Origin of the sequence: Gemmiger formicilis, assembly GCF_016900095.1 — a bacterium.
GTDB classification, from domain to species: Bacteria; Bacillota; Clostridia; order Oscillospirales; family Ruminococcaceae; genus Gemmiger; species Gemmiger formicilis_A.
The window spans coordinates 18017-44908 of record NZ_JACJJP010000027.1 but is presented as its reverse complement, the minus strand read 5'-3'; the positions used below and the strand labels follow the sequence as shown (position 1 = coordinate 44908).

The 26892-nt window shown below is 62.1% G+C and carries 22 protein-coding genes, 1 pseudogene and 1 riboswitch; of the genes and pseudogenes, 9 read left to right on the top strand and 14 right to left on the bottom strand.

Annotated elements, in window-relative coordinates:
• Positions 1-241: pseudogene (locus H6B15_RS11975) on the bottom strand (hypothetical protein); the annotation flags it as partial.
• A 300-nt stretch (positions 242-541) separates the two neighbouring features.
• Between H6B15_RS11975 and H6B15_RS11970 the strand changes: the two are divergent.
• The 7 genes from H6B15_RS11970 (at position 542) to H6B15_RS11940 (ending at position 8383) form a co-directional block, all read left to right on the top strand.
• Positions 542-2251, top strand: coding sequence for a 1,4-alpha-glucan branching enzyme (locus H6B15_RS11970; RefSeq protein WP_204648234.1), 1710 nt, complete (start codon positions 542-544; stop codon positions 2249-2251).
• Positions 2252-2283: 32 nt separating this feature from the next.
• Positions 2284-2380: riboswitch (TPP riboswitch) on the top strand.
• 98 nt (positions 2381-2478) lie between these two features.
• Complete coding sequence (gene thiT / locus H6B15_RS11965) at positions 2479-3039, top strand: energy-coupled thiamine transporter ThiT (protein WP_204648233.1); 561 nt, start codon at positions 2479-2481, stop codon at positions 3037-3039.
• Between the two features lie 151 nt (positions 3040-3190).
• Positions 3191-3916 carry a DNA alkylation repair protein gene (locus tag H6B15_RS11960; protein ID WP_204648232.1) on the top strand — a complete coding sequence of 242 codons (726 nt, stop codon included), beginning with the start codon at positions 3191-3193 and terminating at the stop codon, positions 3914-3916.
• A gap of 352 nt (positions 3917-4268) precedes the next feature.
• Positions 4269-5744, top strand: a complete 1476-nt coding sequence (locus tag H6B15_RS11955) for a PTS transporter subunit EIIC (protein WP_204648231.1) — start codon at positions 4269-4271, stop codon at positions 5742-5744.
• A gap of 318 nt (positions 5745-6062) precedes the next feature.
• Positions 6063-6788 carry a glucosamine-6-phosphate deaminase gene (nagB, locus tag H6B15_RS11950; RefSeq protein ID WP_204648230.1) on the top strand — a complete coding sequence of 242 codons (726 nt, stop codon included), beginning with the start codon at positions 6063-6065 and terminating at the stop codon, positions 6786-6788.
• A 66-nt stretch (positions 6789-6854) separates the two neighbouring features.
• Positions 6855-7985 (top strand): N-acetylglucosamine-6-phosphate deacetylase, encoded by a 1131-nt coding sequence (nagA, locus tag H6B15_RS11945; RefSeq protein ID WP_204648229.1) that lies wholly within the window; start codon positions 6855-6857, stop codon positions 7983-7985.
• A gap of 143 nt (positions 7986-8128) precedes the next feature.
• Positions 8129-8383, top strand: a complete 255-nt coding sequence (locus tag H6B15_RS11940; RefSeq protein ID WP_204648228.1) for an IreB family regulatory phosphoprotein — start codon at positions 8129-8131, stop codon at positions 8381-8383.
• Positions 8384-8450: 67 nt separating this feature from the next.
• Here the strand turns inward: H6B15_RS11940 and H6B15_RS11935 are convergent, their stop codons facing one another.
• The 4 genes from H6B15_RS11935 to H6B15_RS11920 form a co-directional block, all read right to left on the bottom strand.
• A complete protein-coding gene (locus H6B15_RS11935) occupies positions 8451-9785 on the bottom strand; it encodes a D-alanyl-D-alanine carboxypeptidase family protein (RefSeq protein WP_204648227.1) in 1335 nt (444 codons plus the stop codon).
• 91 nt (positions 9786-9876) lie between these two features.
• Positions 9877-11943: an ATP-dependent DNA helicase RecG gene (gene recG, locus H6B15_RS11930; RefSeq protein ID WP_345941985.1), complete on the bottom strand. Its 2067-nt coding sequence runs from the start codon at positions 11941-11943 to the stop codon at positions 9877-9879.
• A gap of 86 nt (positions 11944-12029) precedes the next feature.
• Positions 12030-13718, bottom strand: coding sequence for a DAK2 domain-containing protein (locus H6B15_RS11925; RefSeq protein WP_204648225.1), 1689 nt, complete (start codon positions 13716-13718; stop codon positions 12030-12032).
• A 46-nt stretch (positions 13719-13764) separates the two neighbouring features.
• A complete protein-coding gene (locus H6B15_RS11920; protein ID WP_204648224.1) occupies positions 13765-14118 on the bottom strand; it encodes an Asp23/Gls24 family envelope stress response protein in 354 nt (117 codons plus the stop codon).
• Between the two features lie 308 nt (positions 14119-14426).
• Here H6B15_RS11920 and H6B15_RS11915 point away from each other — a divergent pair, with 308 nt between their 5' ends.
• On the top strand, positions 14427-14894 hold the full coding sequence (locus tag H6B15_RS11915) for a CBS domain-containing protein (protein WP_204648223.1): 468 nt from the start codon (positions 14427-14429) through the stop codon (positions 14892-14894).
• 75 nt (positions 14895-14969) lie between these two features.
• Positions 14970-16109, top strand: coding sequence for an aldo/keto reductase (locus H6B15_RS11910; RefSeq protein WP_204648222.1), 1140 nt, complete (start codon positions 14970-14972; stop codon positions 16107-16109).
• A gap of 109 nt (positions 16110-16218) precedes the next feature.
• Here the strand turns inward: H6B15_RS11910 and rplL are convergent, their stop codons facing one another.
• The 9 genes from rplL to H6B15_RS11865 all read right to left on the bottom strand — a co-directional run bounded on the left by rplL (position 16219) and on the right by H6B15_RS11865 (position 26870).
• Positions 16219-16596: a 50S ribosomal protein L7/L12 gene (gene rplL, locus H6B15_RS11905; protein WP_204648221.1), complete on the bottom strand. Its 378-nt coding sequence runs from the start codon at positions 16594-16596 to the stop codon at positions 16219-16221.
• Between the two features lie 96 nt (positions 16597-16692).
• Positions 16693-17208, bottom strand: a complete 516-nt coding sequence (gene rplJ, locus H6B15_RS11900) for a 50S ribosomal protein L10 (protein WP_204648220.1) — start codon at positions 17206-17208, stop codon at positions 16693-16695.
• Positions 17209-17454: 246 nt separating this feature from the next.
• On the bottom strand, positions 17455-18147 hold the full coding sequence (rplA, locus tag H6B15_RS11895; RefSeq protein WP_204648219.1) for a 50S ribosomal protein L1: 693 nt from the start codon (positions 18145-18147) through the stop codon (positions 17455-17457).
• 57 nt (positions 18148-18204) lie between these two features.
• Positions 18205-18630, bottom strand: coding sequence for a 50S ribosomal protein L11 (gene rplK / locus H6B15_RS11890; RefSeq protein WP_204648218.1), 426 nt, complete (start codon positions 18628-18630; stop codon positions 18205-18207).
• Between the two features lie 136 nt (positions 18631-18766).
• Positions 18767-19306, bottom strand: a complete 540-nt coding sequence (nusG, locus tag H6B15_RS11885; RefSeq protein ID WP_204648217.1) for a transcription termination/antitermination protein NusG — start codon at positions 19304-19306, stop codon at positions 18767-18769.
• A 16-nt stretch (positions 19307-19322) separates the two neighbouring features.
• Positions 19323-19625: a preprotein translocase subunit SecE gene (secE, locus tag H6B15_RS11880; RefSeq protein WP_204648216.1), complete on the bottom strand. Its 303-nt coding sequence runs from the start codon at positions 19623-19625 to the stop codon at positions 19323-19325.
• A gap of 18 nt (positions 19626-19643) precedes the next feature.
• Entirely contained in the window at positions 19644-19793 is a 150-nt protein-coding gene (rpmG, locus tag H6B15_RS11875; RefSeq protein ID WP_204648215.1) for a 50S ribosomal protein L33, read from the bottom strand.
• 213 nt (positions 19794-20006) lie between these two features.
• The gene (locus tag H6B15_RS11870; protein WP_204648214.1) at positions 20007-23486 is read right to left on the bottom strand and encodes a UvrD-helicase domain-containing protein; all 3480 of its coding nucleotides are present in this window, start codon (positions 23484-23486) and stop codon (positions 20007-20009) included.
• 36 nt (positions 23487-23522) lie between these two features.
• Positions 23523-26870, bottom strand: a complete 3348-nt coding sequence (locus H6B15_RS11865) for a PD-(D/E)XK nuclease family protein (RefSeq protein ID WP_204648213.1) — start codon at positions 26868-26870, stop codon at positions 23523-23525.
• Positions 26871-26892: the final 22 nt, after the last annotated feature.

The window sequence follows — 26892 nt, the reverse complement described above, 5'->3', positions numbered from 1 at the left end:
GCTCCGGCGTGGGGGTGGGTTCGGGGGTGCTTTCCGGCGTGGCCGCAGGGGTGGGAGCCGGCGTGGCGGTGGGCAGCACCGGGCTGGCCGACAGATCAACGCCGCCCAGCCCCGCCGCCATGGCGCCGATGCCCAGACTGGCGCACAGCAGCACCGCCGTGCCGCCGGCGATCAGCTTGTACAGGGGCAGGCGCGCCACCGTACTGCCGGAAAAATACTTCATAGGGTTCTTTTTTGCCATGTTGATTCCTCTTCATCTTCTCTATATCCATGCAGACCGGCTGCATTGTAGCAAAATACAGTTTTAATCATACACGAAAACAGGCGCGCAATGCAAGTGTTTCCCGAAAAAAGATGTAAAAATTTTGTCGTAATGGCGTCACTATTTTCGTCTCTTTTCCACATTTTGGGGATTTTTGGCGTTTGTGCGGGCTTTTTGTGCCATGGGTTGTATCCGGTCCGGTTGCCTTTGTGCGGGCCCCCGTGCTACAATAAAAACAAATCATCGCAGGATATTTTGTGAAGAGCGGGAGGGAGCGGCATGCGGCCCGATGTGGCGGATTTTTACGGCGGGATCAGCTTTGATGCCTATGGGCTGCTGGGCGCTCACCCGGCCGGTCAGGGCTGGCGGTTCACCGTGTGGGCGCCCCACGCCCGCCGGGTTCAGGTGGTGGGCGACTGGAACGGCTGGAATCTGTGGAATGCCACCGAGCTGGCCGCCTGTGAGGACGGACTCTGGCGCGGGCAGGTTCCCGCAGCCGCCGAAGGCCAGCTGTACAAGTACAACATTCTGGGACCGGACGGCGTATGGCACCTCAAGCCGGACCCCTTCGCTTTTGCCTATGAAGAGCTGCCCGGCACCGCCGGACGGCTTCTTTGTCCACGGTACGGGTTTGCCGACGGGGACTGGATGGCACGGCGGGGGTATCTGTCCCTGGCGCCCCTGAACATCTATGAACTGCATGCCGCCAGCTGGCGCCGCCACTGGGACGGGCGGTATTACTCCGGCGGAGAACTGGCCGATGTGCTGATCCCCTATCTGCAGGCCCATCACTTTACCTGTGTGGAACTGATGCCCCTGGCCGAATACCCCTTTGACGGCAGCTGGGGATACCAGGGTTGCGGCTACTTTGCTCCCACCGCCCGGTTGGGCGGTTTTGCGGGGGTGGCGGAACTGATCGACCGGCTGCACCAGGCGGACATTGCGGTGCTGATGGACTTCGTGCCGGTACATTTTGCCCCCGATCCCGACCGGATGGCCCAATGGGACGGTGCCCCCCTGTATGAAGCGGGGCCCAGTGACTGGGGCAGTCTGCGGTTTGACCTGGGCAGCGGACCGGTACGCAGCTTTCTTTTGAGTGCTGCGGCCTTCTGGCTGTACGAACTGCACTGCGACGGGCTGCGGGTGGACGCGGTGGGCCATGCCCTCTACCGCCCCCAGGACGCTGGAGAAGCCCTGGCGGCGGCAGAATTTTTCAAGACCCTGACCGCCGGGCTGCACGCCCGGTTCGGGCCGGTGTTTCTGGCCGCCGAGGATACCGCCGGAGCCCTGAATGCCGCTGTGCCCACCCACCGCGGCGGGCTGGGATTTGATGCGGTGTGGGACAGTGCCTGGGCCCGGGATGTACTGACCTTTTTTGCCGCCCCCGCCGGGCGGATCCGCCATTTTGCCGCCCTGCTGCGGGACCCGGCCGCCACCGCCGTCAACGCCCTGAGCCACGACGACAACACCTGGGGCACCGGTTCGGTGTGGTGGCAGATGCCCGGCAGCGAGGAAGAAAAGTTCCGGCAGATGCAGGTGGCGTATCTGCTGCAGTTCACCCGGCCGGGCCGCCCCCTGACCTTTATGGGAGGCGAGTTCGGCCAGCCCCTGGCCTTTGATCCTTACAAGGAGATGGACTGGGCCTGTCTGGGGCATCCCTTGCATCAGGCCATGGACAGCTACACCGCGGCCCTGGGGGAACTGTTCTGCGCCCACCCGGCCCTGCACCGGGGCGGGTTCGGCTGGGCATTGCAGGACCGGGACCGCCTGGCCCTGGGCTACCGTCGGCAAGCCGACGAAGAAACCCTGCTGTGCGTATTCAATCTGGGGGACTGCCCGCTGGACGCCGCCGTAGACCGCGGCGGGGCCTGCCGCGGAACGCTGTTGTTTGCGGCGGGACCGGTGCCGGAGGGTGACCTGCCGGTGCGGGGCGGCGCGTTTGCGCTGTATCTGCCCCCCATGAGCGGGGCTGTATTCGCCTTGTCTTGACAATTTTGCCAAAATGTGTATACTGTTTTTGGACATAGAAACAGGGGCGCCGCAAGGCTGAGATCCGCAAGGAGTACCCTTTAACCTGATCCGGGTAATGCCGGCGTAGGGAGTGGACGGGATAATTTCCCATCATACGGAAGCTCGCGCGCCCGCATGCAGGTTTTTCCTGCCGGGCGCGCTTCTTGTTTTTATGGACTACTATCGTTTTGAGGAGTGTTTTCCCCATGTCCAAAACTGCATCCAAGACCCGCATCCTGGTCGAGTGCGCCCTGATGATCGCTCTCGGCACAGTGCTGGCCAACATCAAGATTTTTGAGTTGGCCAACGGCGGCTCCATCACCCTGTTCAGCATGGTGCCGTTTATCCTGGTTTCCTTCCGTCACGGCGCCAAGTGGGGCCTGTTCACCGGCTTTGTCAACAGCCTGCTGCAGATGCTGCTGGGCTTTTACGCCCCGCCGGCTCCCGGCCTGCTGCCCCTGTTCGGCATGATCATGCTGGACTATGTACTGGCCTTCACCCTGCTGGGCCTGGCCTGCGTCTTTGCCAAGCCCTTCCGCAACCGTCTGGTGGGTGTGGCCGTGGGCTCCGCCGTCGTCTGCATCATCCGTTTCCTGTGCAGCTTCTTCTCCGGCGTGCTGATCTGGGGCAACCTGTCCGACGGTCTGCCAGCCTGGACCTACAGCCTGGGCTACAACGCCAGCTATATGCTGCCCGAAACCATCCTGACCGTGGTGGCCGTGGTTTTGCTGTACAAGGCCGCCCCCAAACTGTTTGCTGCGGATTGAGTTTCCTATTTATAATAGAAGGTTTCCTGTAATAGAAGGTTTCCTGTCGCCGATGCGCCCCGCCGCGCACCGGCGTTTTTGTTTGGCCGCATCTTGCGGGCAGACTCCATGGATGTTACCATAAAAATACCAACCGAAAGGAGCCGTCCTGATGTCGTACACCCAACAAGAGATTCTCACCCGTTTACAAACCATGGCGGAGCCGGAGTATGCCCGGTTTTCCGCCACACTCATCCCGGACCCGCCGCCGATTCTGGGGGTGCGGCTGCCCCGGCTGCGCGCTCTGGCCAAGGAACTGGCCAAAGTTCTGCCCGCCGCCCCGGAGCTGTGGGACGCCCTGCAGGGCCCCTATCTGGAGCAGGCCATGCTCCACGGCATGCTCATCGGCGCAGCCCGGCTGAGCGAGGAGGAGCGCCGCACCCGGCTGGAAGAATTTCTTCCCCGGGTGACCAACTGGAGCGTCTGCGACTCGGCGGCGGCTTCCTGCAAGTGGATGGCCAAAAATCCCGGTTTCTGGCTGCCCTGGCTGCAAGCCCTGGCCCGCCGGCCGGAGGAATTTGCTGCCCGGTTCGGTCTGGTCTGCCTGCTGGACCACTTTACCGCCACACCGGAAGGCCGTCGCCTGACCCTGGACGCCTGCAGCGCCGCCTCCTGCCCCGCCCTGTACACCAGGCTGGCCGTGGCCTGGACGGTGAGCATTGCGGCGGTAAAAGAACCGGAACTGGGGCTTGCCTACCTGCAAGAGGATTCTCTGGACGACTTCACCCACAACAAGGCCATCCGGAAAATCTGCGAAAGCCTGCGCAGTACCCCTGACTACCGTACCAGAGTCAAAGCCCTGCTGCGGCGGCCGGATGGGAGGGAAAAACGTCGTTAAACTTCTGATATTCAAAACCCTCCAACTAGCAAAATAACCAAATTCGTGGTTTTTTCGCTTCATTTTTTATCGGCGCCCCTGGAAATTGCCCGATGAAAAAGTTGATTTTCTTATGAAAAAGGTTGAAAAAAAGTTTCAAACTTTCCCTTTAAGTGCAATTTGTTCCTGGGTGCCGGGAAATTTTATTTCGGCAAAAAATCGTTTTTTCGTCATTCTGCCAATTTCACGGCAAACATCTTTCATTTTTGTGACAATTATGTTAATATATATTTAACAAGTTGTTCAGTGTGCAGGAACCAGTGCATACGGGACAGCGTGGAAATGCTTCCATGATTTTAGGAGGAATGCTTTTATGATGAAATTCTTGCAGAAGCTCGGCAAGGCGCTTATGCTGCCCGTTGCCGCGCTGCCCGTCTGCGGTATCCTGATGGGCCTGGGCTACGCGTTGGCTCCGGCTGCCATGGGTGCTGCCGGCGAAACCACCGGTTTGGCTTACACCGTCGGTTTCATCCTGATCAAAGCCGGCGGCGCTTTGATCGACAACATGGCCTGGCTGTTCGCCGTCGGCGCTGCCGTTGGCCTGTCCGACGACCATGACGGCACCGCTGCTCTGGCCGGCCTGGTCAGCTACCTGATGATGACCCAGCTGCTGAGCGTGGCCGTCGTCAGCGCTCTGCCCTTCATGAACCTGACCGAAGGCACCTCTACCTACATTGCCTTCCAGAAAACCGCCGGCAATGCCTTCATCGGCATCCTGGCCGCGATCATCGGCGCCACCTGCTACAACAAGTTCAAGAGCACCCAGCTGCCTGACTGGCTGGCCTTCTTCAGCGGCAAGCGCTGCGTGGCCATCGTCACCGGCCTGGTCTCCATCGTGGTTTCCGTCATCCTGCTGTTCCTGTGGCCGTTGATCTTCAACGCTCTGGTCTGGGTTGGCGACGCCATCGTTGGTCTGGGCGGCTTCGGTGCCGGTCTGTACGCCTTCTTCAACCGTCTGCTGATCCCCACCGGCCTGCATCACGCTCTGAACAACGTGTTCTGGTTTGACACCATCGGCCTGGGCGACCTGACCCATTACTGGGCCGGCGAGACCTCTCAGGATGTCACCTGGAGCCTCGGCATGTATATGTCCGGCTTCTTCCCCTGCATGATGTTCGGTATCCCCGGTGCTGCTCTGGCCATGGTCCACACCGCCAAGAACAAGAAGGCCGCCATCGGCCTGGTCACCTCCGCCGCTATCTGCGCTTTCGTCTGCGGCGTTACCGAGCCCTTCGAATTCGGCTTCATGTTCCTGTGCTTCCCCCTGTACGTGGTGTACGCCCTGCTGTACGGCATCTTCACCGTCATCACCTACTACGTTGGGTTCCGTGCCGGCTTCATGTTCTCTGCCGGTGCCACTGACCTGGTCTTCTCCGCTTCTCTGCCGGCCCATGCCAACACTTGGATGATCATTCCTCTGGGCATTGCCGCTTTCATCGTCTTCTACGTTGTGTTCCGCTTCGCCATCACCAAGTTCAACCTGGTTACCCCGGGCCGTGAAGATGAGGATGCCGAAGCTGCCGAATCCAACATCCAGCTGGCGAACAATGACTTCACCGCCATCGCTTCCGGCGTTCTGGCCGCTATCGGCGGCAAGGGCAACGTGGCCAACGTTGACTATTGCGCCACCCGCCTGCGCTTCGAAGTGAAGGACAGCACCGCTGTTGATGAGAAGGCCGTCAAGGCTGCCGGCGCCGCCGGTGTCATCCGTCCCAGCAAGACTGCTTGCCAGGTCGTCATCGGTCCGAAGGTGCAGTTCGTGTACGATGAGCTGAAGAAGATGCTGTAAGGCACTTCTTTCGCAGCCGTTTCCGGGGCGGAGCCGCTGGTTCTCTCCGCTGCATGTACCGCCACGGGCGGGCGTTCTGCCCGCCCGTGGCCTTTTTTGTGCCTGCTTGCCCGGTATTTTTTCTTCGTTTTCCTTGGTGGCCCGCCGCTGTGTTTTCCCGCCCGGTTTACGAAGAAAAGATTGCGCCTGTTAGCCCATTTTTTCACTTTTTCGCACAAAATGCTCGTTTTTTCAGATTGCTTTTTCCGGGCGGAATTGCTATACTAAAGGCAGTTGAAACATTCACCACGATCCCACATTTCCGGAGGTTCATTGACTATGAAAATCATTCGTGCAAAAGACTACAAGGATATGTCCCGCAAGGCCGCCAACATCATTTCGGCCCAGGTCATCATGAAGCCCAACTGTGTGCTGGGTCTGGCCACCGGCGGTACCCCCGTAGGCACTTACAAGCAGCTGATCGACTGGTACAACAAGGGTGACCTGGATTTCTCCGAAGTGACCACCGTCAACCTGGACGAATACCGCGGCCTGCCCCGGGAGAACCCCCAAAGCTACTGGTACTTCATGCATGACAACCTGTTCAACCATGTGAACATCAACCATGACCGTATCAACCTGCCCGACGGCACCAACCTGGACGCCGAGGCCGAGTGCAAGCGCTATGACGAAGTGATCCGCAGCGTGGGCGGCATCGACCTGCAGCTGCTGGGCATCGGCCATGACGGCCACATTGGCTTCAACGAGCCCGGTGCCGCCTTTGAGCTGGGCACCCACTGCGTGGACCTGACCCAGGAAACCATCGAGGCCAACAAGCGCTTCTTCGACAGCATCGACGACGTGCCCCGCCAGGCCTACACCATGGGCATCAAGACCATTATGCAGGCCCGCAAGGTGCTGCTGGTGGCCAGCGGCAAGGACAAAGCTGCCATTGTGAAGAAGGCTTTCTTCGGCCCGGTCACCCCCGAAGTGCCCGCCTCCATCCTGCAGATGCATCCCGACTTCATCCTGGTCGGCGATGAGGAAGCACTGAGCGAGATCTGATTATCCCACCACCACTCCCCTGCCCCGCCGGGGCGGGGGTTTTATCAAATAAGTGAGGAACATACTATGATTATCCGCAACGCCAAGGTTTATACCCCGCAGCACACCTTTGCCGTACAGGATCTGGTCATCCGCAACGGCCGGATCGTGCCCCAGGCCAAGGCCGAACCCGGGGAACAGGTCATTGACGCCGACGGGCTGTACGCCCTGCCCGGCCTGGTGGACATCCACTTCCACGGTGCCGTGGGCCATGATTTCTGCGACGCAGATCCCGAAGGTCTGCAGGCCATCGCCGATTTCGAGGCCAGCAAAGGTGTGCTGGCCATCTGCCCGGCTACCATGACCTTCAGTGAGGAGATTCTGAACGGCATCATGGACGTGGCCGCCGCCCACAAGAACGAGCGGGGTGCCGACCTGGTGGGCATCAACATGGAAGGCCCCTACATCAGCCCCAAGAAGGTGGGTGCCCAGAATCCCAAGTACGTCATGGCTGCCGACGCCGGCATGTTCCGCCGCCTGAACGAGCGTTCCGGCGGTCTGATCAAGCTGGTGGACGTGGCTCCCGAAGAGCCGGGCAACCTGGACTTCATCAAGGAGTGCAGCAAGGAAGTGTGCATCTCCATCGCCCACACCTGCACCGACTATGACACCGCCAAGGCTGCCTTTGCCGCCGGCGCCAACCACATGACCCACCTGTACAACGCCATGCCCGGCATCAACCACCGGGAACCCGGCCCCATCATCGCTGCCCTGGAAGACGGCGCCATGGTGGAGCTGATCACCGACGGTGTGCACATTCACCCCGCGGTGGTACGGTTTACCTTCAATACCTTCGGGGATGATCACGTGGTGCTGATTGCCGACAGCATGATGGCCTGCGGTCTGCCGGACGGCGCCTACAGCCTGGGCGGCCAGGCCGTGACGGTGCGCGGGCCCCGCGCCACCCTGACCGAGCACCCCGACACCATTGCGGGCAGCGCCACCTGCCTGTACGACTGCATGCGCCACGCGGTGCGGGAGATGGGCGTGCCTCTGGAAAGCGCCGTGCGCGCCGCTTCCGAGAACCCGGCCCGCTGCATCGGCATCGAGGAGGACTACGGCAGCCTGGCGGAAGGGCGCATCGGCAACGTGATTCTGGCCGACGCCGACCTGAACATCCGCACTGTCATCCGCCACGGCGAGGTCCTGCAGGACTGAGTTCCGAGTTTGGCAAAATTTTCCGACCAAAATACGGCTTTTTTGTGGGTTTCGCCGTGTGAGCCCCTTGCGAAACCGGAAAAAATCGTATATAATGGAAGGCAGAAATTCCTAAAAGAGGATTGACAAAGGGGGTTGTTGCCATGGCGATTTCGGAACCGACTGCTGTCTTTTCCATCCACGACGATAAAGACCAGGAGATCAAGCAGGTTATGATGCTGGTATACAGCGCGCTGGAAGAAAAGGGCTATAACCCCGTCAACCAGCTTGTGGGCTACATCCTTTCGGAGGACCCCACCTACATCACCACCTACAAGAATGCCCGTGCCCTGATCCGTCGCATTGACCGCGACGATCTGCTGCAGGCGCTGGTGCGTGACTATGTGAAGCGCGGCTGATCCTGAACTGACATGCAAAAACCGGACCGGGAAATTCCCGGTCCGGTTTTGTTTTGGTTTGTTCCGGTCAGCGGCGGCGTTTGCCCATCCTCTTGCCTTCCTCGTTGATGGCCATGAGCATGGCGGCCACCCAGACAAAGGCGTAAACCGCCACCGTGATCATGGTGATGATGACCACGACCTTGAAGTAGGTGGAGCTGAAAAATTCGCCCACCCGGGACATGGTGTACAGCACCTGGTTGCGGGATACATTGCTGCCGGCAATCAGGTCCACCGTGCCCACTTCCTCCCCCTGGATGGAAACGGTCACGCTGCCCACCACATCCCCCTGGGTGATGGGGGCAGGCAGGCTGTCCGGCAGGTGGAAGGTCTGCTGGGTCAGGGAGGCGCCGCCGTCGCTGGGCAGCAGGGTGAGCATATCATCCACCGGGTAAAGCATGACGGTGTCTGCCTCGGTGGAATAACGCACCGGCAGTTCCGAGATGGGCTGGGTGGTATCCAGGGCGGCGGATACCGAGAAGGTGGCAAAGGCCCAGTCCATGAGCTGTGCCGTTTCGTACAGAGCCGGTCTGTTATCCACAGACAGCGAACTGTGGAGCACCACGCAGATGTAGCTGATGCCGTCCTTGGTGTGCCAGCTGGCAAAGTTCTGCCAGTCGGACAGGCTGCCGGTCTTGCCGCCCTGGGTGTATTCCCGGTAATAGTTGGTACCGGAAACCAGCATCTTATCGGTGGTCAGGATGTTGTAGGGCGCATCGTGGGCGGTGGAAGCAGGCATCTGGTAGGTGCTGGTCCCCGCCACCTCCACAAAGGCGTCGTAGCTCATGGCCGCCCGCAGCAGCAGGTAGGCATCCCGGGCGGTGGTCACGTTGCCGGGATCCAGGCCGCAAGGGTCGGTGAAGGTGGTGCCGGTGCAGCCGATGGCCTTGGCCTCGTCGTTCATCATGGCCACAAAGTTGTCGATGCTGCCGCCGCTCATGTAGTCGGCCACCATATAGGCCGCCTCGTTGGCGCTGGGCAGAAGCATGGCGTACAGCAGACTGCGCAGGGTGTGGGTCTCCCCCCTTCGAATGTCGGCGGTAGAGGCATCCTTACCATACAGAATATCGTAGATATAGCTGGGAGCAGTCACCGTGACTGTATCCAGCTGATCCTGATACGTCTTGAGCATCAGGATGATGGTCATCAGTTTGGTCAGGCTGGCCGCCTCCATGGAGGTGTCGCTGTTCTTCTCATAGACAACCAGATTGGTGTCCAGATTCACCACATAGGCCGCCGGAGCACTGATCTCGAAGTCGGGGTCATACCCCGACATGGCCGACGCAGGCGCTGCCAGCAGGCAGGCCAGCACCAGCACCGTCAGGCAGGCAGCCAGACATTTTTTCAGGCGATGTAAATCCATATGACGTTCCTTGGTTCACAGGTCATGCGGGCACACCCGCGGATACAGATATAGTATACCAAAAAGTTCGGTCCGGCACAAACCTTGTCCCTCAATTCATGGCGCCGGCGGTGGCGAACAGCCGTTCCACCTCGTCGGAAAGTTCCCGGTGTTCGGGCAGAGCCAGGTTGGGGTCCTTGGTCAGCAGCTCCTTGGCTTCCTGCTGGGCCACCTTCAGGGTACGGGTATCCTGTACCAGGTCTGCCACCCGCAAAGTGGGCAGGCCGTGCTGGGCTTCGCCGAAGAAATCCCCCGGTCCCCGGTGTTCCAGGTCATACCGGGCCACCGCAAAGCCGTCGGAAGTGTGGCAGAGGAAATGCAGCCGCTCCTTCACCGAATCGTTCTCATTGTCCGAAATGAGGATGCAGCAGGAATCCGCTGCACCCCGCCCCACCCGGCCTCGAAGCTGGTGCAGGGCGGAAAGGCCGAAGCGCTCGGCATTCTCGATGACCATGACGGTGGCGTTGGGCACGTCCACGCCCACCTCGATGACGGTGGTGCTGACCAGCACATCCAGCTTGCCCTCCTTGAACTGCTGCATGATCTCGTCCTTTTCCTTGGGTTTCAGCTTGCCGTGGAGCAGGCCGATCCGCCGGTGGGGCAGCAGGGCGCAGGCGGTGTCCTCGTAGTATTGTTTCACCGCTTTCATGCCGGAATCCAGCTCGTTCTCCTCGATGGCCGGGCAGACAATATACACCTGGTGCCCGGCTTCGATCTGCTGGTCCAGATAGCCATACATGTCCCGGCGCTTGCGCCCGGTGATGAACCAGGTCTTGATGGGTTTGCGGCCGGGGGGCAGCTCGTCCAGCACCGAGATATCCAGGTCGCCGTACAGCAGCAGGCCCAGGGTGCGGGGAATGGGGGTGGCGCTCATGACCAGCAGATGGGGGCTGCGGGCTTTGCCCACCAGAACGCCCCGCTGGCGCACGCCGAACCGATGCTGTTCGTCCACAATAGCCAGGCCCAGGTTCTTGAACACTACCTTATCGGTGAGCACCGCGTGGGTGCCCACCACCAGGCCCGCCCGGCCGTCCTCAATGGCCGCCAGGGCCACCCGGCGTTCGGCGGCTTTCATACCGCCCACCAGCAGGGTCACGTTGACCCCGAAGGGTTCCAGCCGGTCTGCCAGGGTGGCGGCATGCTGCCGGGCCAGGATTTCGGTGGGGGCCAGCAGGGCGCTTTGCCAGCCGTTCTGGGCCGCGTACCAGATGGCGGCAGCCGCTACCAGGGTCTTGCCGCTGCCCACGTCCCCCTGCAGCAGGCGGTTCATGGGAGTGTTGCGGCAAAGGTCGGCAGTGATCTCCTGGGTGGCCCGGCGCTGGGCACCGGTGGGTTCATAGGGCAGACTGCGCCAGAAAGGTTCCAGGTCCAGCGGCCGCATGGGCGCCCCGGCGGCGCGGCGGCCATGGCTGCGCAGCAAAAAGATGCCCAGCTGCAGGATATACAGCTCCTCAAAGATCAGGCGGCGGCGGGCGGCGGCGGCCTCCTCGGTGCTGTGGGGGGCGTGGATGGCCCGCACAGCCTCGGATTTTGGGGGCATGCGGTAGCGGGTGAGCAGTTCCGGCGGCAGTGGGTCGGGCAGGTCGGCGGCGGCCGGCAAGGCCGCCTCCACACAGCGGGAAATGCGGCCGGAGGGCAGGCCCTCGGTGGCGCCGTACACCGGCAGCAGGGGCGAAAGGGATACCTGGGCCTGGGTCCGCACCAGGGGGTGCAGGATCTCCCGCCGGGTCAGGGTGCCCCCCACCCTGCCTTCAAAGTAGTAGGTCTCCCCTATTTCCAGATTCTGGGCCGCGTAGGAAGCGTTGAACCAGGACAGGTTCAGGGTGCCGCTGTCGTCGGCGGCCAGCACCCGGGTCAGCACCCGGCCGCCCCGGATGCGCCGGTCCGGCTCCTTCTGCAGCACGGTAGCCCGCACGCAGCAGTCCACGTCGTAGGGCGCGGACGCCACGGTGTAGGGCTGGGAATAATCGATGTACCGCCGGGGATAGTGCAGCAGCAGGTCCCGCACGGTGGTGATGCCCAGTTTTTCGAACTTTTTGGCAAAGCTGGGGCCAACCCCCTTGAGATATTGGATGGAACCGTCCAAGGGCGGCATAGGCGGGACCTCCTTTCTGGGAATTTTTTTCGGATTGGGTTTCCGATGCTAAAAAAGGACGAACCTGGCTTTTGGCACAAATTCGTCCTTTTGTGTGTTTGTAAACCGGATTACTCCACCGAGATCATGTAGTAGTACACCGGCTGGCCGCCATTGATATGGCTGACCTCGATGTTGCCGCCGCACTTGGACTGCACCAGTTCGGTGGTGCGCTCGGCATCGGCTTCGTCCACGTCGCAGCCGGAGATCACCGTGATGAACTGGGTATCCTTCTTGCGCATGGAGCGGGCCAGGCGATAGGTCATCTTGGTGATGTCGGAACCGGTGGCCACGATCTTGCCGTTCTCCAGGGCCATGATCTCGCCCTTCTTGATGGGCTTGCCGTCGAACTCGCTGTCCCGGGCGGCGTAGGTTACCAGGCCGGTGGCCACCTTGTCGGCGGCGGCCATCATGTTGACGGCGTTCTCCTCGGGGGCGGCGTCGGGGTCAAAGTTCAGCATGGCGGTCATGCCCTGGGGCACGGTGCGGGTGGGCAGAACCAGAACCTTGCGGTCGGCCAGCTTCTGGGCCTGCTCCGCAGCCATGATGATGTTCTTGTTGTTGGGCAGAACCAGAACGGTCTGGGCCGGCACGCTCTGGATGGCGGCCAGGATGTCCTCGGTGGCGGGGTTCATGGTCTGACCGCCGGACACAACGGCATCCACACCCAGGTCACCGAACACGGCCCGCAGGCCTTCGCCGGCGGCCACGGCCACAAAGCCGTAGGTGCGCTCGGGGTCCACGGCGGCGTAGACGAACTCCTCACCGGCGGCATGGCCTTCGGCCTCCGCCTGCTTCTCCAGGCCCTTGCCCTGCTTCTGGCGGGCCAGGAATTGCTCGTGCATGTTCTCGATCTTGAAGTTGGTCAGATAGCCGTACTTGATGGCCTCGCTGAGCATCATGCCGGGGTCGGCGGTGTGCACATGGCAGTTGGCCACGTCGTCATCCTCGATGACCACCACAGAATCGCCGTTGGATTCCAGGAAAGCCCGGAGCTTGGCCACGCTGGCGTTCTCGTTCTTGTGCAGCAGGAACTGGGTGCAGTAGCCGTTCTTGATGTCCTCCACCTTCATCAGGTCGTCGGTGAAGACGCCCTTGCCGGCGGATTCGCTGTTCAGTTTGGGTTTGGGGGCCACTTCCTCGCTGGCCACCATGCCGCGGCCTTCAAAGACCTGCTGCATGCCGGCAAACACCAGCATGATGCCCTGGCCGCCCGCATCCACCACGCCGGCCTTCTTCAGCACGGGCAGCTGGTTGGGGGTGTCTTCCAGGGCGGCCTGGCCGGCAGCCATGACCTCAGCCCACAGGGCGGGTACTTCGGTGGCGGTGGAGGCCGCAGCGGCCTCGGAAGCCAGGCGGGTGACGGTGAGGATGGTTCCTTCGGTGGGCTTCATGACCGCCTTGTAGGCAGCCTCCACGCCCATCTGCAGCGCCTTGGCCAGGTCGGCGGCCTCGGCGTTGGTCTTGCCCTGCAGCGCCTTGGAGAAGCCGCGGAACAGCAGGCTGGTGATGACGCCGGAGTTGCCCCGGGCGCCGCGCAGCATGGCGGAAGCGGCAGCCTTGCTGGCTTCGGCCACGGTGCAGGTATCGGGCATGGCCTGCAGTTCCTGGGTGGCGGCACCGATGGTCATGCTCATGTTGGTGCCGGTGTCACCGTCCGGAACGGGGAAAACGTTCAGCTCGTCCACACGGACGCGCTGGTTGGCAATGTTGTTGGCGCCGGAAAGGATGGCGTCACGCAGTGTTTTACCGTTGATCATGTATTCTTGCACCTCATTGTCTTACACTCTGTTCTTCTGGCGGGGTTCAGTCCGAGATGATGTCATCCACAAACACATCAATGCGGGCCACCTTGAGCCCGGTGGCGCGTTCCACCTCGTCCTGCACACGGTGGGTGATGCTCTGGGTGATGGACGCGATATTCAGCCCATACCCCACCTTGATATGCAGCGCAATGACGAGTTTGCCGTCCTGCTGGGACACACTGACGCCCTTTTCCGGCAGACTGCCGTTGCGCAGGGTCTGGCGCACGGTGTTGGCTGCCGGGTTTTGTCCCATGGCGGCGATGCCGTAGCACTGCCGGGCCGCCTGTGCCACCAGGCCGGAGAAGTATTCATTGGTAAGCGAGATATGCCCATAGGGATTGACTTTTGTGATCACAAGCCGAACCTCCTTTATTTGCGAGATCAGCGGCAAAGCGCCTTGCGGAGAATGCCGCCGGTGATTTGCGCCGTATAATTATAGTTTATTATACACTATTCAGCGCCATTTGAACAGGGGCATTTTGCAGAAAGCGAAAAGAAAAGCCATGAAAAGATGCCCAAAAACCCCCGGCATTTTTGTCAGCCGGATTTTACATTCCATTCACAAAATTTCCATTCCGGCCGCGTATACTGATTTTAAGGGAAGCGGCGGCTTCCCTTCCCTACCGCTTGGAACCTTACCATTCCTCATAAGGAGACCCCGTTATGAACCTGTTGTTTTTCCTCACACCCAAGCAGGAAGTCCTGTTCGTGTACGAGGATTTTACCCTGCGCCAGACCCTTGAAAAGTGGACCAATCAGCGTTTCGCCACCATCCCGGTACTGCGCCGCAACGGCGAGTATGTGGGCACCATCACCGAAGGTGATATTCTGTGGGGCATCAAGAACCTGCACGGGCTGGACCTGGATGCCAGCGAGGATGTGCCTATTTCCAGCTTTCCCCGCCGGCGGGATTACAAGGCCGTGCCCGTCACCACCGACATGCGTGCGCTTTTGCACGCGGCCATTGACCAGAACTTTGTGCCGGTGGTGGACGATCGCAATGTATTCATCGGCATGGTACGCCGTACCGTCATCCTGCGCCATTTCACCGAGCAGTATGAGCTTGCCGCCGAAAGCAACGGCAAGGTGCCCCCACCCAAGACCCGCCGTGCCGCAGCACAGCGCGCCTGAAATCACTGTAAAACTGCGGGGCGTGCTGTACGGCACGCCTTTTTTGCGGAGTAACAAACGTAATGGAGGATTTACATGGAAAACAAATTTGCTTCCCTCTTCGGGGCAAAAAAGCTGGGCTTCGGCATGATGCGCCTGCCAATGCTCAAGAAAGATGACGGCACCCAGGTGGTGGACACCGATCAGGTGTGCCGTATGGTGGATGAATTTCTGGACCGGGGATTCTGCTACTTTGACACGGCCCACGGCTATCTGGACGGCAAGAGCGAACTGGCCGTGCGGGACTGCCTGACCAGCCGGTATCCCCGGGACCGCTACATTCTGACGGACAAGCTGACCTCCTCCTTCTTCAAGACCGAGGCGGATATCCGGCCGCTGTTTGAAAGCCAGCTGAAAGCCTGCGGGGTGGCGTATTTCGACTTCTATCTGCTCCATTCCCTCACCGCCGACAACTACAACCACTATTGTGAGTGCAACGCCTTTGCGGTGGCCCAGCAGCTGAAAGCCGAAGGCATGGTGCACCATGTGGGATTTTCCTTCCATGACAAGCCGGAACTGCTGCGCCGCATTCTCACCGAGCATCCGGAGATCGAAGTGGTGCAGCTGCAGTTCAACTACGCCGACTATGAAGATCCCGGTATCCAGAGCCGCGCCAACTATGAAGTATGTCAGGAATTCGGCAAGCCGGTCATCGTCATGGAGCCGGTGAAGGGCGGCCGTCTGGCCAACCTGGTACCGGAAGCCGCTGAAGTGCTTGCCAACCTGCACGGCGGCAGCGCCGCCAGCTATGCGGTGCGGTTTGCGGCCTCCTACGAGGGCACCGGCATGATTCTGAGCGGCATGAGCAGCTTGGAACAGATGCGGGACAACCTGAGCTACATGCAGGCGTTCACCCCGCTGACCGGTGCCGAGCGGGCCGCTGTGTCCCAGGTATGCACCATCCTGCACCGGCAGGATACCATCGCCTGCACCAACTGCCGGTACTGTGTGGCCGGCTGCCCCAAACAGATCCTGATTCCCGACCTGTTTGCCTGCCTGAACGCCAAAAAGCAGTACAAGGACTGGAACAGCGAGTTTTACTATGAGGTGAACACCAACGGCCACGGCAAGGCCTCCGACTGCGTCAAGTGCGGCCAGTGCGAGCATGTGTGCCCCCAGCATCTGCCCATCCGGGATCTGCTGGTTGAGACAGCGGCGGTGTTTGAGAAAGCGTAACTCCGATTCCGGCGTTTGTTTTCTGACCGCTGCCCCCCAAAAAAACAACACAAAAAGGCCGCTGCCCTTTGCGGGGCAGCGGCCTTTTTAACTGTATGAGGGAAAAAGCTTACTTCAGTTCGACCTTAGCGCCGACTTCTTCCAGCTTCTTCTGCATCTCTTCGGCATCAGCCTTCGGAGCCTGCTCCTTCAGCTTGGCGTCGGGAGTCTCAACCAGCTTCTTGGCTTCCATCAGAGAAGCGCCGGTCAGTTCCTTGACGGCCTTGATGACCTGCATCTTGTTGGCGCCGACGTCCTTCAGGATGACGTCGAACTCGGTCTTTTCTTCCTCAGCGGGAGCAGCAGCAGCGCCGGCAACAGGAGCGGCGGCAGCGGCAACGGCGGAAACGCCGAACTCTTCGCAGATGGTGTCAACGAGCTCTTTGAGCTCCAGAACAGTCATAGTCTTGACAGACTCGACAATGGCAGTGATCTTTTCAGAAGCCATGGTAGGATACCTCCATTTAATTTTGAATTAGGTTTTGCGGCAGGCTTGTTTTACGAGGGGCCCGTTTATGCCGCAGCCCTCAGGCAACCTGAGCTATCAGGCGGCAGGGGTTTCTTCCTGCTTGTCGACGATTCCCTGAATGGCAACAGCCAGACCACCGATGATGGAGTTGAGGGAGCCGGCAACCATGGAGAGCAGACCCTCGCGGTTGGGCATGGTGGACAGGCTCTTGACGCCGGCTGCATCCAGCAGCTGGCCATCGCAGAAGCCACCCTTGACGGTGAACCGCTTGGACTTGTCGTTGTCAGCGTACTTGCACAGGATACGAGCAGCGGCAGCCGGGTCCTCGGCGGACAGCGCGATGGCGGTGTCTCCCTTGAAGTACTCGGTCAGGCCCTCGTAAGCGGTGCCGGCGACAGCGCGACGCAGCATGGTGTTCTTCACGACCATGTATTCCACGCCGGCCTCACGCAGTTCCTTACGCAGCTTGGTGTCGTTCTCAACGCTGATGCCGTTGTAAGCCACCACAACGCCGGCCAGAGAACCGGTGATCTTGGTGTTCAGTTCGGCAACAAACGCCTTCTTGGTTTCCAGAATCTTTGCACTGGGCATTTCTTTTTCACCTCGTTCCGCTTGCAGATTTCAGTTGAACAGGCAAGCGGCTTTTTAGGGAAAATTCCCACGAAAAAAGCCCCTTTCCCGTTGCCGGGAAAAGGGGCTTGAAAAGCATAAATCAAGCGCACGTTTCTCGGCAGGCGGGCTTGCGCCCGTTAGGCTGACAGAAAGTCAGCACCTGCTGTCTTAAAAACAGCGTAGCTAGTATAGCACAGAAGCGTGCGTTTGTCAATACCTTTTGGATCAGACGCCGTACTTGGTAGTAGCAACGCGAACGCCGGGGCCCATGGTGGTGGCGATGGTCGCGCTCTTGAAGTACTGGCCCTTGGCAGCGGCCGGCTTGGCCTTGGCGATGGCATCCAGGACGGTGTCCAGGTTGGTCATCAGCTTTTCGGCGCCGAAAGAAGCCTTGCCCACGGGAACATGGATGATGTTCTGCTTGTCCAGGCGGTACTCGATCTTACCGGCCTTGGCTTCGGTGACAGCGCGGCCCACGTCGGGGGTCACGGTGCCGGCCTTGGGGTTGGGCATCAGGCCACGGGGGCCCAGAATCTTACCCAGACGGCCAACGCGGCCCATCATGTCAGGGGTGGTGACCAGAACGTCGAAGTCCAGGTAACCGCCCTGGATCTTGGCGATCAGATCATCATCACCGACCTCCTGGGCGCCGGCGGCCTCAGCGGCCTTGGCAGCGTCGCCCTTGCAGATGGCGATGACGCGGACGTTCTTGCCGGTGCCGTTGGGCAGCACGACGGCGCCACGGACCTGCTGGTCGGCGTGACGGCTGTCAACGCCCAGACGCACGTGCAGCTCGACGGTCTCGTCGAACTTGGCGCGAGCGGTCTTGCAGCACAGCTCCAGAGCTTCCTGCGGATCATATACTTTGGTACGGTCGATGAGCTTGGCGCTCTCGACGTAATGCTTACCGTGTTTCATTACTCATTCCTCCATAATGTGGTGTATCGGAATCTTCCTCCCACGTTTGCGGCGGCCTCAGCCCTCGACGGTGACGCCCATGCTGCGGCAGGTGCCCTTGATCATGCTGACGGCGGCTTCCAGAGAAGCAGCGTTCAGGTCAGGCATCTTGGTCTTGGCGATCTCCTCGGCCTGAGCCAGGGTGATGGAGCCGACCTTGTTCTTGTTGGGCACGCCGGAGGCGGTGTCGATGCCGGCGGCCTTCTTGATCAGGACCGGAGCCGGCGGGGTCTTGGTGATGAAGCTGAAGGAACGGTCAGCGTACACAGTGATGACGACGGGGATGATCATGCCCATCTGGTTCTTGGTACGCTCGTTGAATTCCTTGGTGAAGGACATAATGTTGACGCCCTTCTGGCCCAGAGCAGGACCAACGGGCGGTGCCGGAGTCGCCTTGCCGGCGGGAATTTGCAGCTTGATATAGCCAGTGATTTTCTGTGCCATGATATTTGCACCTCCAAAATTTGTGGTGAGTTGCGGCCCCTGGGGGGCCTCCCACGGGCGCGGGAATGCGCCCTATAAAAACCGACCTGCGGTTTTTACCGAAAATTGCGGGTTGCGGCACAACTGCCGCTCTGCCTTACAGCAGCTTGACCTGATACAGCTCCAGTTCGGCCGGAATTTCGCGGCCGAACATGGTGATCTTGACCTTGACCTTGCGCGCGGACTTGTCGATCTCCTCCACAGTGGCCACGGAGCCTTCCATGGGACCGGCAGTGATCTCCACCGTGTCGCCCACCGCATAATCGATGGACGGCTCGGCAACCATATCCACGCCCAGCTTGGCCACTTCCTCTTCGGACAGGGGTTCCGGCTTGGAAGCCGGGCCCACGAAGCCGGTGCAGCCGCGGGTGTTGCGCACAATGTACCAGGTGTTGTCGGTCATGACCATTTTGACGAACACATAGCCGGGGTAGACCTTATGCTGGACTTCCTTTTCCCCGATCTTGTTGCCCTGCTTGTCGAACACGTCTTCGACGGCGGTCTCGGTGGGGACCTTCACGTCGCAGATCATGTCCTGCAGACGGCGGTTTTCCACCATCGTCATCAGGTCCTGCGCGACCTTGTTTTCATAGCCGGAATAGGTATGCACCACATACCAATACGCTTGTTCAGCCATGGGTTCGCCTCCGCTTTTATGCGCCAATGAGCAGGTGGATCAGACCGCCAAATGCCATATCCAACAGGATCAGCACCACGGCCGCGATCAGCACGACCACGATGACGGTGATGGTATTGGTCTTGACATCCTTGCGGCTGGGCCACACGACCTTTTTCAGTTCACTCTTGGTGTCCTTGAAGAACTTGGCGATGCCTGCGAAGAATCCCTTGACCTTGTCCATGAAAGAGGACTTTTTCTTGCCGGAAGCGGCTTTCTTGTCCTTTTTCTGTTCCGAAGCCTTGGCGGCGGTTTCGTTGACCGCATTCTTGTCAGCCATTGTTCAGAGCTCCTTCACTTACTTGGTTTCGCGGTGGACCGTGTGCTTTTTGCAGAAGCGGCAGTACTTCTTCATCTCGAGACGATCGGGATTGTTCTTCTTGTTCTTCTGCTTGTTGTAGTTGCGCTGCTTGCATTCGGTGCAAGCCAGGGTGATTTTGACAGTCATTGTTCGGCACCTCCATTTTAACGGTTTGTAGCGGACCGCGCGGTCAAATTTCGGCGGTCCAAGCCTCCCTCGGCTTGCGGGCGGCCCTGAAAATGGGCACAAAAAATAAAACCCGCAAAAGAGGTGCTATCATAATAGCACAATAACCCCCTGTTCGTCAAGGGGACGAGGCAAATAAAATTACACTCTGCCGTTCAGTCCGGGCATTTTTTCTTACAGCGGCAGGTCGATCTCCCGCTGCAGGGCAAAGGCGTAGATGGTCAGCCGGTTGACCGGTACCCCCAGGCGCAGGGCAAAAGCCCGGCGGTAGAGCCGCAGCTGGCCGGCATACTCCTTTATATAATAGTTCGGATCGGTGGAACGGTCGGTTTTGTAGTCCACGATCTCGGCGTGGTCCTCAAAGACCAGCACCAGGTCGGCAATGCCCTGCACCAGCACCCCGGCCCCCGCCGGAGCGCCGTCCACCACCTCCGATGCGGGCAGCGAGGTGATGAAGGGTTCCTCCCGCAAAATCCGCTTTGCCTGGCGGATGCGCCGCCACAGCCCGCTTTGCAGGAAGGGCTGCACCGCTTCCAGGTCCAGCACCCCCGCCAGGGCCGGGTCCAGCAGCTGCAGGTCCAGCTGGCGCTTCACCTCGGCATCCAGGTCGGGTTCGGCCTGATCAAAAGGCATACTCTGCAAAAAGGCATGGATGGCGGTTCCCCGCTCGGCGCCGGTCAGGCCGGATTTCTGCATAAAGGCCGGGCGTTCCAGGGCCACATCCCGGGCGGCGTGAGTGACGGCGGAAACGCTGACCTTGGCCGGAATGTGGTACAGCGGTGCGGCCGGGTCCTGCCAGGCAAAGTTTTGCAGCAATGCCCGGTGCAGAGTTTGGTCCGGCGCGGCCTCCGGCTGGGGCGCGGCGGCTTCGGCCGGGGGCGGCGGGTTCTGCACCTGCAGGGTCAACGGGGCTTTGGTTTCCGCGTAATGGGGCAGGAAACCGGTGTACTTCCACAACGGTTCCCCCGCCGGGTGGCACAGGGCGGCGGTGAGCAGCCAGCCCGCCCAGTTCTGGAACCCCTGCAATGTCTCGGCGCCGGTGGCCCCGGCTGCCGCGCACAAAGCCGGCACCGACAGTTCCCGTTCCAGGTTCTTGCAGGGCACCGTGATGATCAGGGCGTCCTGGGCCCGGGTGAGGGCCACATACAGAATCCGCATTTCCTCGCTGAGGGTTTCGGCCCGGATGCTCTGGGCCAGGGCTGCGTAGGGCAAGGTCTTGTACCGGCTGGCCTTGGTGCCGTCCCGCAGGGTCAGACCCACCCCCAGGCTGCGGTGGCAGAGCACCGGCCGGATGACATCACTCTGGTTGAATTTGTGGGTGGTGCCCGCCACAAAAACCACCGGAAATTCCAGTCCCTTGGAACGGTGCACCGTCATGATGGAGACACAGCCGGGACGGCTCTGTCCCCCGCCGCCGGGGTTGACGCCCCCGTTCTGTTGGGCGGCGTTCATGGCCCGGATGAGGGCGGGCAGACCCCGGGCACCGGCTGCGGAGGCCCAGGCGGCAAAGGCCAGCAGGTCCTCCCGGCAGCGGGCGCCGTCCGGCATGGCCCCCGCCGCGGCCAGGTATCCGGTACGGGCAAAAAGTTCTTCGATGAGCGCCGGAACCGGCAGGGTGCGGGCCAGGCGGCGGAAGGTATGCAGGTCCTCCAGAAAGGGGCCGAACCGGGTCGGGTCCCCCTGGCGCACAGCGGCATACAGGCTGCCCCCGGGCACCTTGCCCCGCAGCCGCACCAGATCGTCGGGGCGGCAGTCGTACATGGGGCTGAGCAGCACCGCCGACAGTTCCACGTCCTGGGCGGGGTTGTCGATGATGCGCAGCAGCGCCGCGAAGGGACGCACATGGGGGGTGTCCAGCAGGTCGGCGGCGGCGTCCGCAAAGACCGGGATGCCGGCGGCGCGCAGGGCGGCCTCGTACACCGGGAAATCCCCCCGGCTGCGCAGCAGGATGCAGAAATCCTCGTCCCGGCAAGGCCGGGTTCCCTCCCCGCCGCGCACGAGGAACCCTTCCGCCTTCATGGCGGCGATGCGGGCGGCAATGGCCCGGGCATCGTCGGCGGCCGGGTCGGTGCAGCCGTCCAGCACCAGCAGTTCGCAGGCGCCCGCGTAGTCCCCGGGCTTGCCCACCACCAGCCGCTGGCCGGGACCGTATGCAATACCGCCCAGCTCGGCGGAAAAGACCTGTTCAAACAGGAAGTTGACCCCCTCGATCACCGCCGGGGCGCTGCGGAAGTTGGCGTCCAGGGCGATGGTGGCCGGGCGGGTCATGATGCCGCCCTCCAGTTCCTGGTAAGGAGCCCAGGCGGACTGTTTTTCGGTAAAGACGGTGGGGTCCGCCTGGCGGAAGCGGTAGATGCTCTGCTTGATGTCCCCCACGAAAAAGAGGTTGTCCCCTTCCGGTGAGGCCAGAGAAAAATAGATAGCGTCCTGCAGGGCGTTGGTGTCCTGGTATTCATCCACCAGCACCGCCGAATACCGGGCACTGACCGTGCGGCACAGGGGTGTGCGCTCTCCTTCCGGGGTCTGGAGCAGGTCCAGGGTCAGATGTTCGTAGTCGGCGTAGTCCAACACCTTTTCTTCCAGTTTGGCCGCAAAATACGCCCGGGAGAACTGCCGCACCACCCGCACCAGCGCCGCCACCAAGGGGGCCGCCCGGCGGCGGTCGGCCTCAAATTCTGCGGCGGTGCAGAGGAGGAAGTCGGTCCGGAGCTTTTCCACCTGCTTTTTGGCCCGGTCCCGCAGCTCGCTGGCGGCCTGGGCGGCGGGGTTCTGGTCCTTGCCGCCCTTGATGCGCCCGGGGCGTTGCCACTGGCTGAACAGGTCCAGGGCCTGCACGGCGCTGTCCCAGTCCCCCCGCTGCAGCCGCTCGCCCAGCAGCTGCAGTTTGCTCTGGTCATCCAGAAGCACGGCGGTGTAGGCCCGGTCGGCGGCTTCGTCCCGGGTGGCCGAGGCGATGGCCGCGTCGATAAGGCGCAAAGCGCCCGCGGTGCGCCCGGCGGCGGCCGTCAGCAGTGCCTTGCCCCACAGGGTGTCCTGGGGGGGCCGCTGCCCCGCCCACATGGCGGCGAAGTCGTCCAGCGCCCGATCCGGGTGGGGCAGGGTGCGGGTAAAGTCGTAGAGTTCCAGCACCACCGCCCCGGCGGTGTCGTCGGTGCGGCCCCGGTCATACAGATCGGCGAAAGCGCGGAAATCCGGGTCGGTGTAGGCGGTTTCCAGCACGGCGGCCAGGGTGTCCTGGCGCAGGCGGCCCAGGGTGGCATCGTCGGCGGTCTCGAAATCCGGGGGAATGTCCAGGGCCGCAAAGTGCTGCTGCACAAAATGCAGACAGAAGGCATCCACCGTGCCGATGGAGGCACGCTGCAGCCGCAGCTGCTGGCGGCGCAGGCGGCTGTCCCCGGGATGGCGGCGGACTTCGGCCAGCAGGCGGGCGGTGATATCTGCCCGCAGCTTGGCGGCCGCGGCGTTGGTGAAGGTCATGATCAGCAGGCTGTCGGCCTCCACCGGGTGCACGGGGTCGGTGATGAGGCCCACGGCGCGCTCCACCAGGACCCGGGTCTTGCCGGAACCGGCGGCGGCACTGACCAGCAGACTGCCGCCCCGGGCACGGATGGCCGCGGCCTGGGCCGGGGTGAATTGAATGGTCGGATTGGACATGGCAAACACCTGCAAATCAAAGGATGGAAAGAAAGATCACGGTTCGAAGGGGTCCTCCCCCGTATCGGGCAGACGCTCGTTCTCACCGTCCGCATGGCGGCAGACCGAGCGGTAGTCACAGTACTGGCAGGGACTTCTGCCCCCCGGCACAAAGGGTTCCGCCGCAATGCGGCCGCCGTACAGGTCGTCGGCCATGCGGGTGAGCAGCTCGTCCAGGTGGTCCCGGATGCGGGCCAGCTTTTCCGGCGAGGCCAGATGCTTGCGGGAGGCTGCACTGACCTGCCCGCTCTTGGCGTTGAAGCTCAGGGGCACAAACTCCCCGGTGCCCCGGGTGTCCATGGCGCGGTAGATGCTCTCCTCCTCCACCAGTAGACCGTCCAGGGGATAGGTGGGCGGTTCCGGGTTCTCCCCTTCCCCGCTCTGGGGACGGGCCCCGGTGGTGGGAGACGGGTCGGCCAGCAGGTATTCCACCCCCGCCGCCGCGGCCCCGGGGAAAAGTTTTTCGCCGTTGCGTTCCAGGGTGAACAGGTAGAGCAGCATCTGGCAGTCCAGGCCGTGGTACACCTCTTTCAGGTCAAACTTTTTGCTGCCGGTCTTATAGTCCACCACCCGCAGCCAGGTGCGGCCGTTCAGCGGCATGGCGTCCACCCGGTCGATGGTGCCCACCACCCGCACCGTGTGCCCGGCGCCGTCGGTGAGTTCCACCGGGTCTACCCGGGGGGCATCGGGGTTGTCCGGGTCGGGGCGGTCGTCGATGCGCAGCTCAAAGGCCACCGGCTGAAAGCCCGACTGGTTCATATCCCGCTGGATGAAGCCCAGCAAACCCACCAGGTTACGGCTGATGCGCTCCAGCAGATACTGCATGCGCACCCCCGCCCCGGGCAGGTTGGCGTCGGCATATTCCTTGACCAGGTCGTTGACCAGGGTTTCGATCTCTTCCGGTTTCAGGGTGCGGAAGGTTTCTCCCTGCCGCCGCAAGGCCTGCTCCAGCACCCAGTGGGTCAGGGTACCGCTGATGTTGGGGGCCAGCTCGGCTTTTTGCCGGGGGCGGGCCCGCAGCACATACTGCATGAAATAGCCAAAGGGGCAGATGGCATACCGCTCGAACCGGGTGGGGCTGATATGCAGCCGGGGTCCCAGCAGCTTTTCCAGGGCTTTGGTATCGGTGACCGTGGCGGGTTCCCGGCGGGCCGCCCGCTGCACGGCCGCAAAGCCGGGGGCGGCGTTTTCGGTGGTTTCCGCATCCTGCAAGGCTTGCAGCACCGCCGCCCGCCGGGGGGTATTCTGCTGCCAAACACTGCCCAACAGGTCCAGGGCCGCCGCCGGGGTAGCCCCCAGGTCGGCAGGGTCGGGCTCGATGCTGGGGACCTCCAGCAGGTCCAGGGCCGGGGCCAGGGCTGCCGTCACCGGCAATCCCGCCGCGCCGCCGGGCCAGGACAGCCACAGCCAGCGGCCGGGAGCGGTCAAAGCCTTGTAAAAGCAAACCTGTTCCCGGATGACCCGGTTTTCAAAGCAGTCGGGCAGATCGGCCCCCTGGGCCATCATGGTATCCCGGTCAGCGTGGGTCAACAGGCCCTGCTCACCGGGGGTCTGGGGAAACTCCCCTTCCGCCAGGCCCAGCACAAAGCAGGCGTCGGTTTCGGGCAGACGCATGCGTCCGGCGGTGGTGAAGATCACGCTGTCCAGGCTCTGGGGAATATGTCCCATATCGGTGGTGCGCAGCAGCAGGGTGAACAGGTCGGCGTACTCCGCCGGGGTCAGGGTCTGGTCCTCCCCCAGCAGCCGCACCAGCTCGTTGAGCAGACCGGTGACCACGTTCCATTCCCGCAGGGCCTCGTCGGCGGCGGGCAGCATGCCCTTGGTGCGCAGTTCCTCGGCCAGCTGCTGCAGGGAGTCCTCGGTGCCCAGGGCCTGCAAGAACAGGTAGAGCCGCCGGGTCATCTCCCCCACCGCTGCCCCCCGGGCCTTGTCAAGGAAGGTCTGGGCCCGCCCCACCAGAAAGCTGCGGGCGGTTTCGGCGTCGGCCAGGTCGGTGCGGTCCTGCTCCGACCAGTTGTCCACATAGCCGGAGGGATTGCGGGTAAAGGGGGCCCGCCAGTCTTCGGCGTGCAGGGGCCAGGTGTAGGCGTAGTTTTCCAGGGCACAGGCCTGCTCTTCGGGCAGATGCACCAGCCCGGTCTTGAGCAGGCGCAGCAAAGCCGTGCCGTTGATGCCGCCCCGCAGCAGGTCCAGCGCCGCCAGCACCGCCCGGGCGGGGGCGGTGTTTTCGGGAGTGGTGGCTTCGTCGCAGAACAGCGGAATGTTCTGCAGGCGGAACTCATACCGCACCGCCGGCAGGTAGGTCTCGGCATTGCGGCAGATCACCGCCATGCGCCCGTAGGGCACCCCCTGCCGGGCCAACGCCTTGACGGCGGCCGCCGCGGCCTTGGCTTCTCCCTGGCGGCTGTCCGCCTTGCAGCAGCAGATAGCCGGGCGTTCCCCGTCCTTCGCCGTGACCGTCCCTTCCGGGGTATAGCCGGGGTCGGCCAGCAGCAGGGACAGTTCCGCCAGGGCCGGGGCCTTGGTATGGCGGTAGTCCTCGGTGAGGGTTTCCACCTGCACCGGCACCCCCGCCTGTCCGGCCATGCGCCGCAGGGTGGCCGCCACCTGGCGGGCCCCGCTGAACAGCCCCACCCCGCCGTCGGTCTCCTGCAGATGATCGCAGCAGAGGCTGACGCTCAGGTCGGCTGCCGAGAGGATGGCAGCCAGCAGCGCCCGCTTGGGGGCGTTGAAGGTATCGAACTCATCAATGTACACGGCACGGCCGGCAAAAAACTCCCGGCCGCCGTCGGCCTCCTGCAGGCGGCGGGCCGCCTGTTCCTGGCGGTCACCGGGGTCCATGGCAGTGCCGGCCAAAAGGCTTTCGTAGGTTTCATAGATCAGGGCCAGTTCCCCCAGCTTGTCCGTGTCCGCACCGGGGGCCCGGGCGTACTCGGCCAGCCGGGCGGGGGTCACACCGGCACTTTTCAGCTCGTCGATGGTCTGGGCGACCTTTTCACAGAAAGCCGCGCTGTGCCGCTGGCGGCTGTAGTACACCACCTTGTCCAGCAGAGAATCCAGGGCCCGGCGCACCAGCACCGCCCGACCGGCTTCGGTGAGGGTGGGCACCGCCGCCCCGCCGTACCGACGCAGCAGCGCCTCAGCCAGGGAAGTGAAGGAATAACTTTCCACATACCCGGACAGGGTATCTCCCAGAGTGCGGTAGAGAGCCCCCTCGGTGGAGGAGGTGAACTGTTCCGGCACAATGAGGATGCTGCGCTCACCCTTTTCGGCGCGGGCTTTCAGTTCCGCCCGCAGCCGGGTGGACTTGCCGCTGCCCGAAGGGCCCAGAAGTAAGGTAAGCATACAAACCGCCTTTCACAGGGAA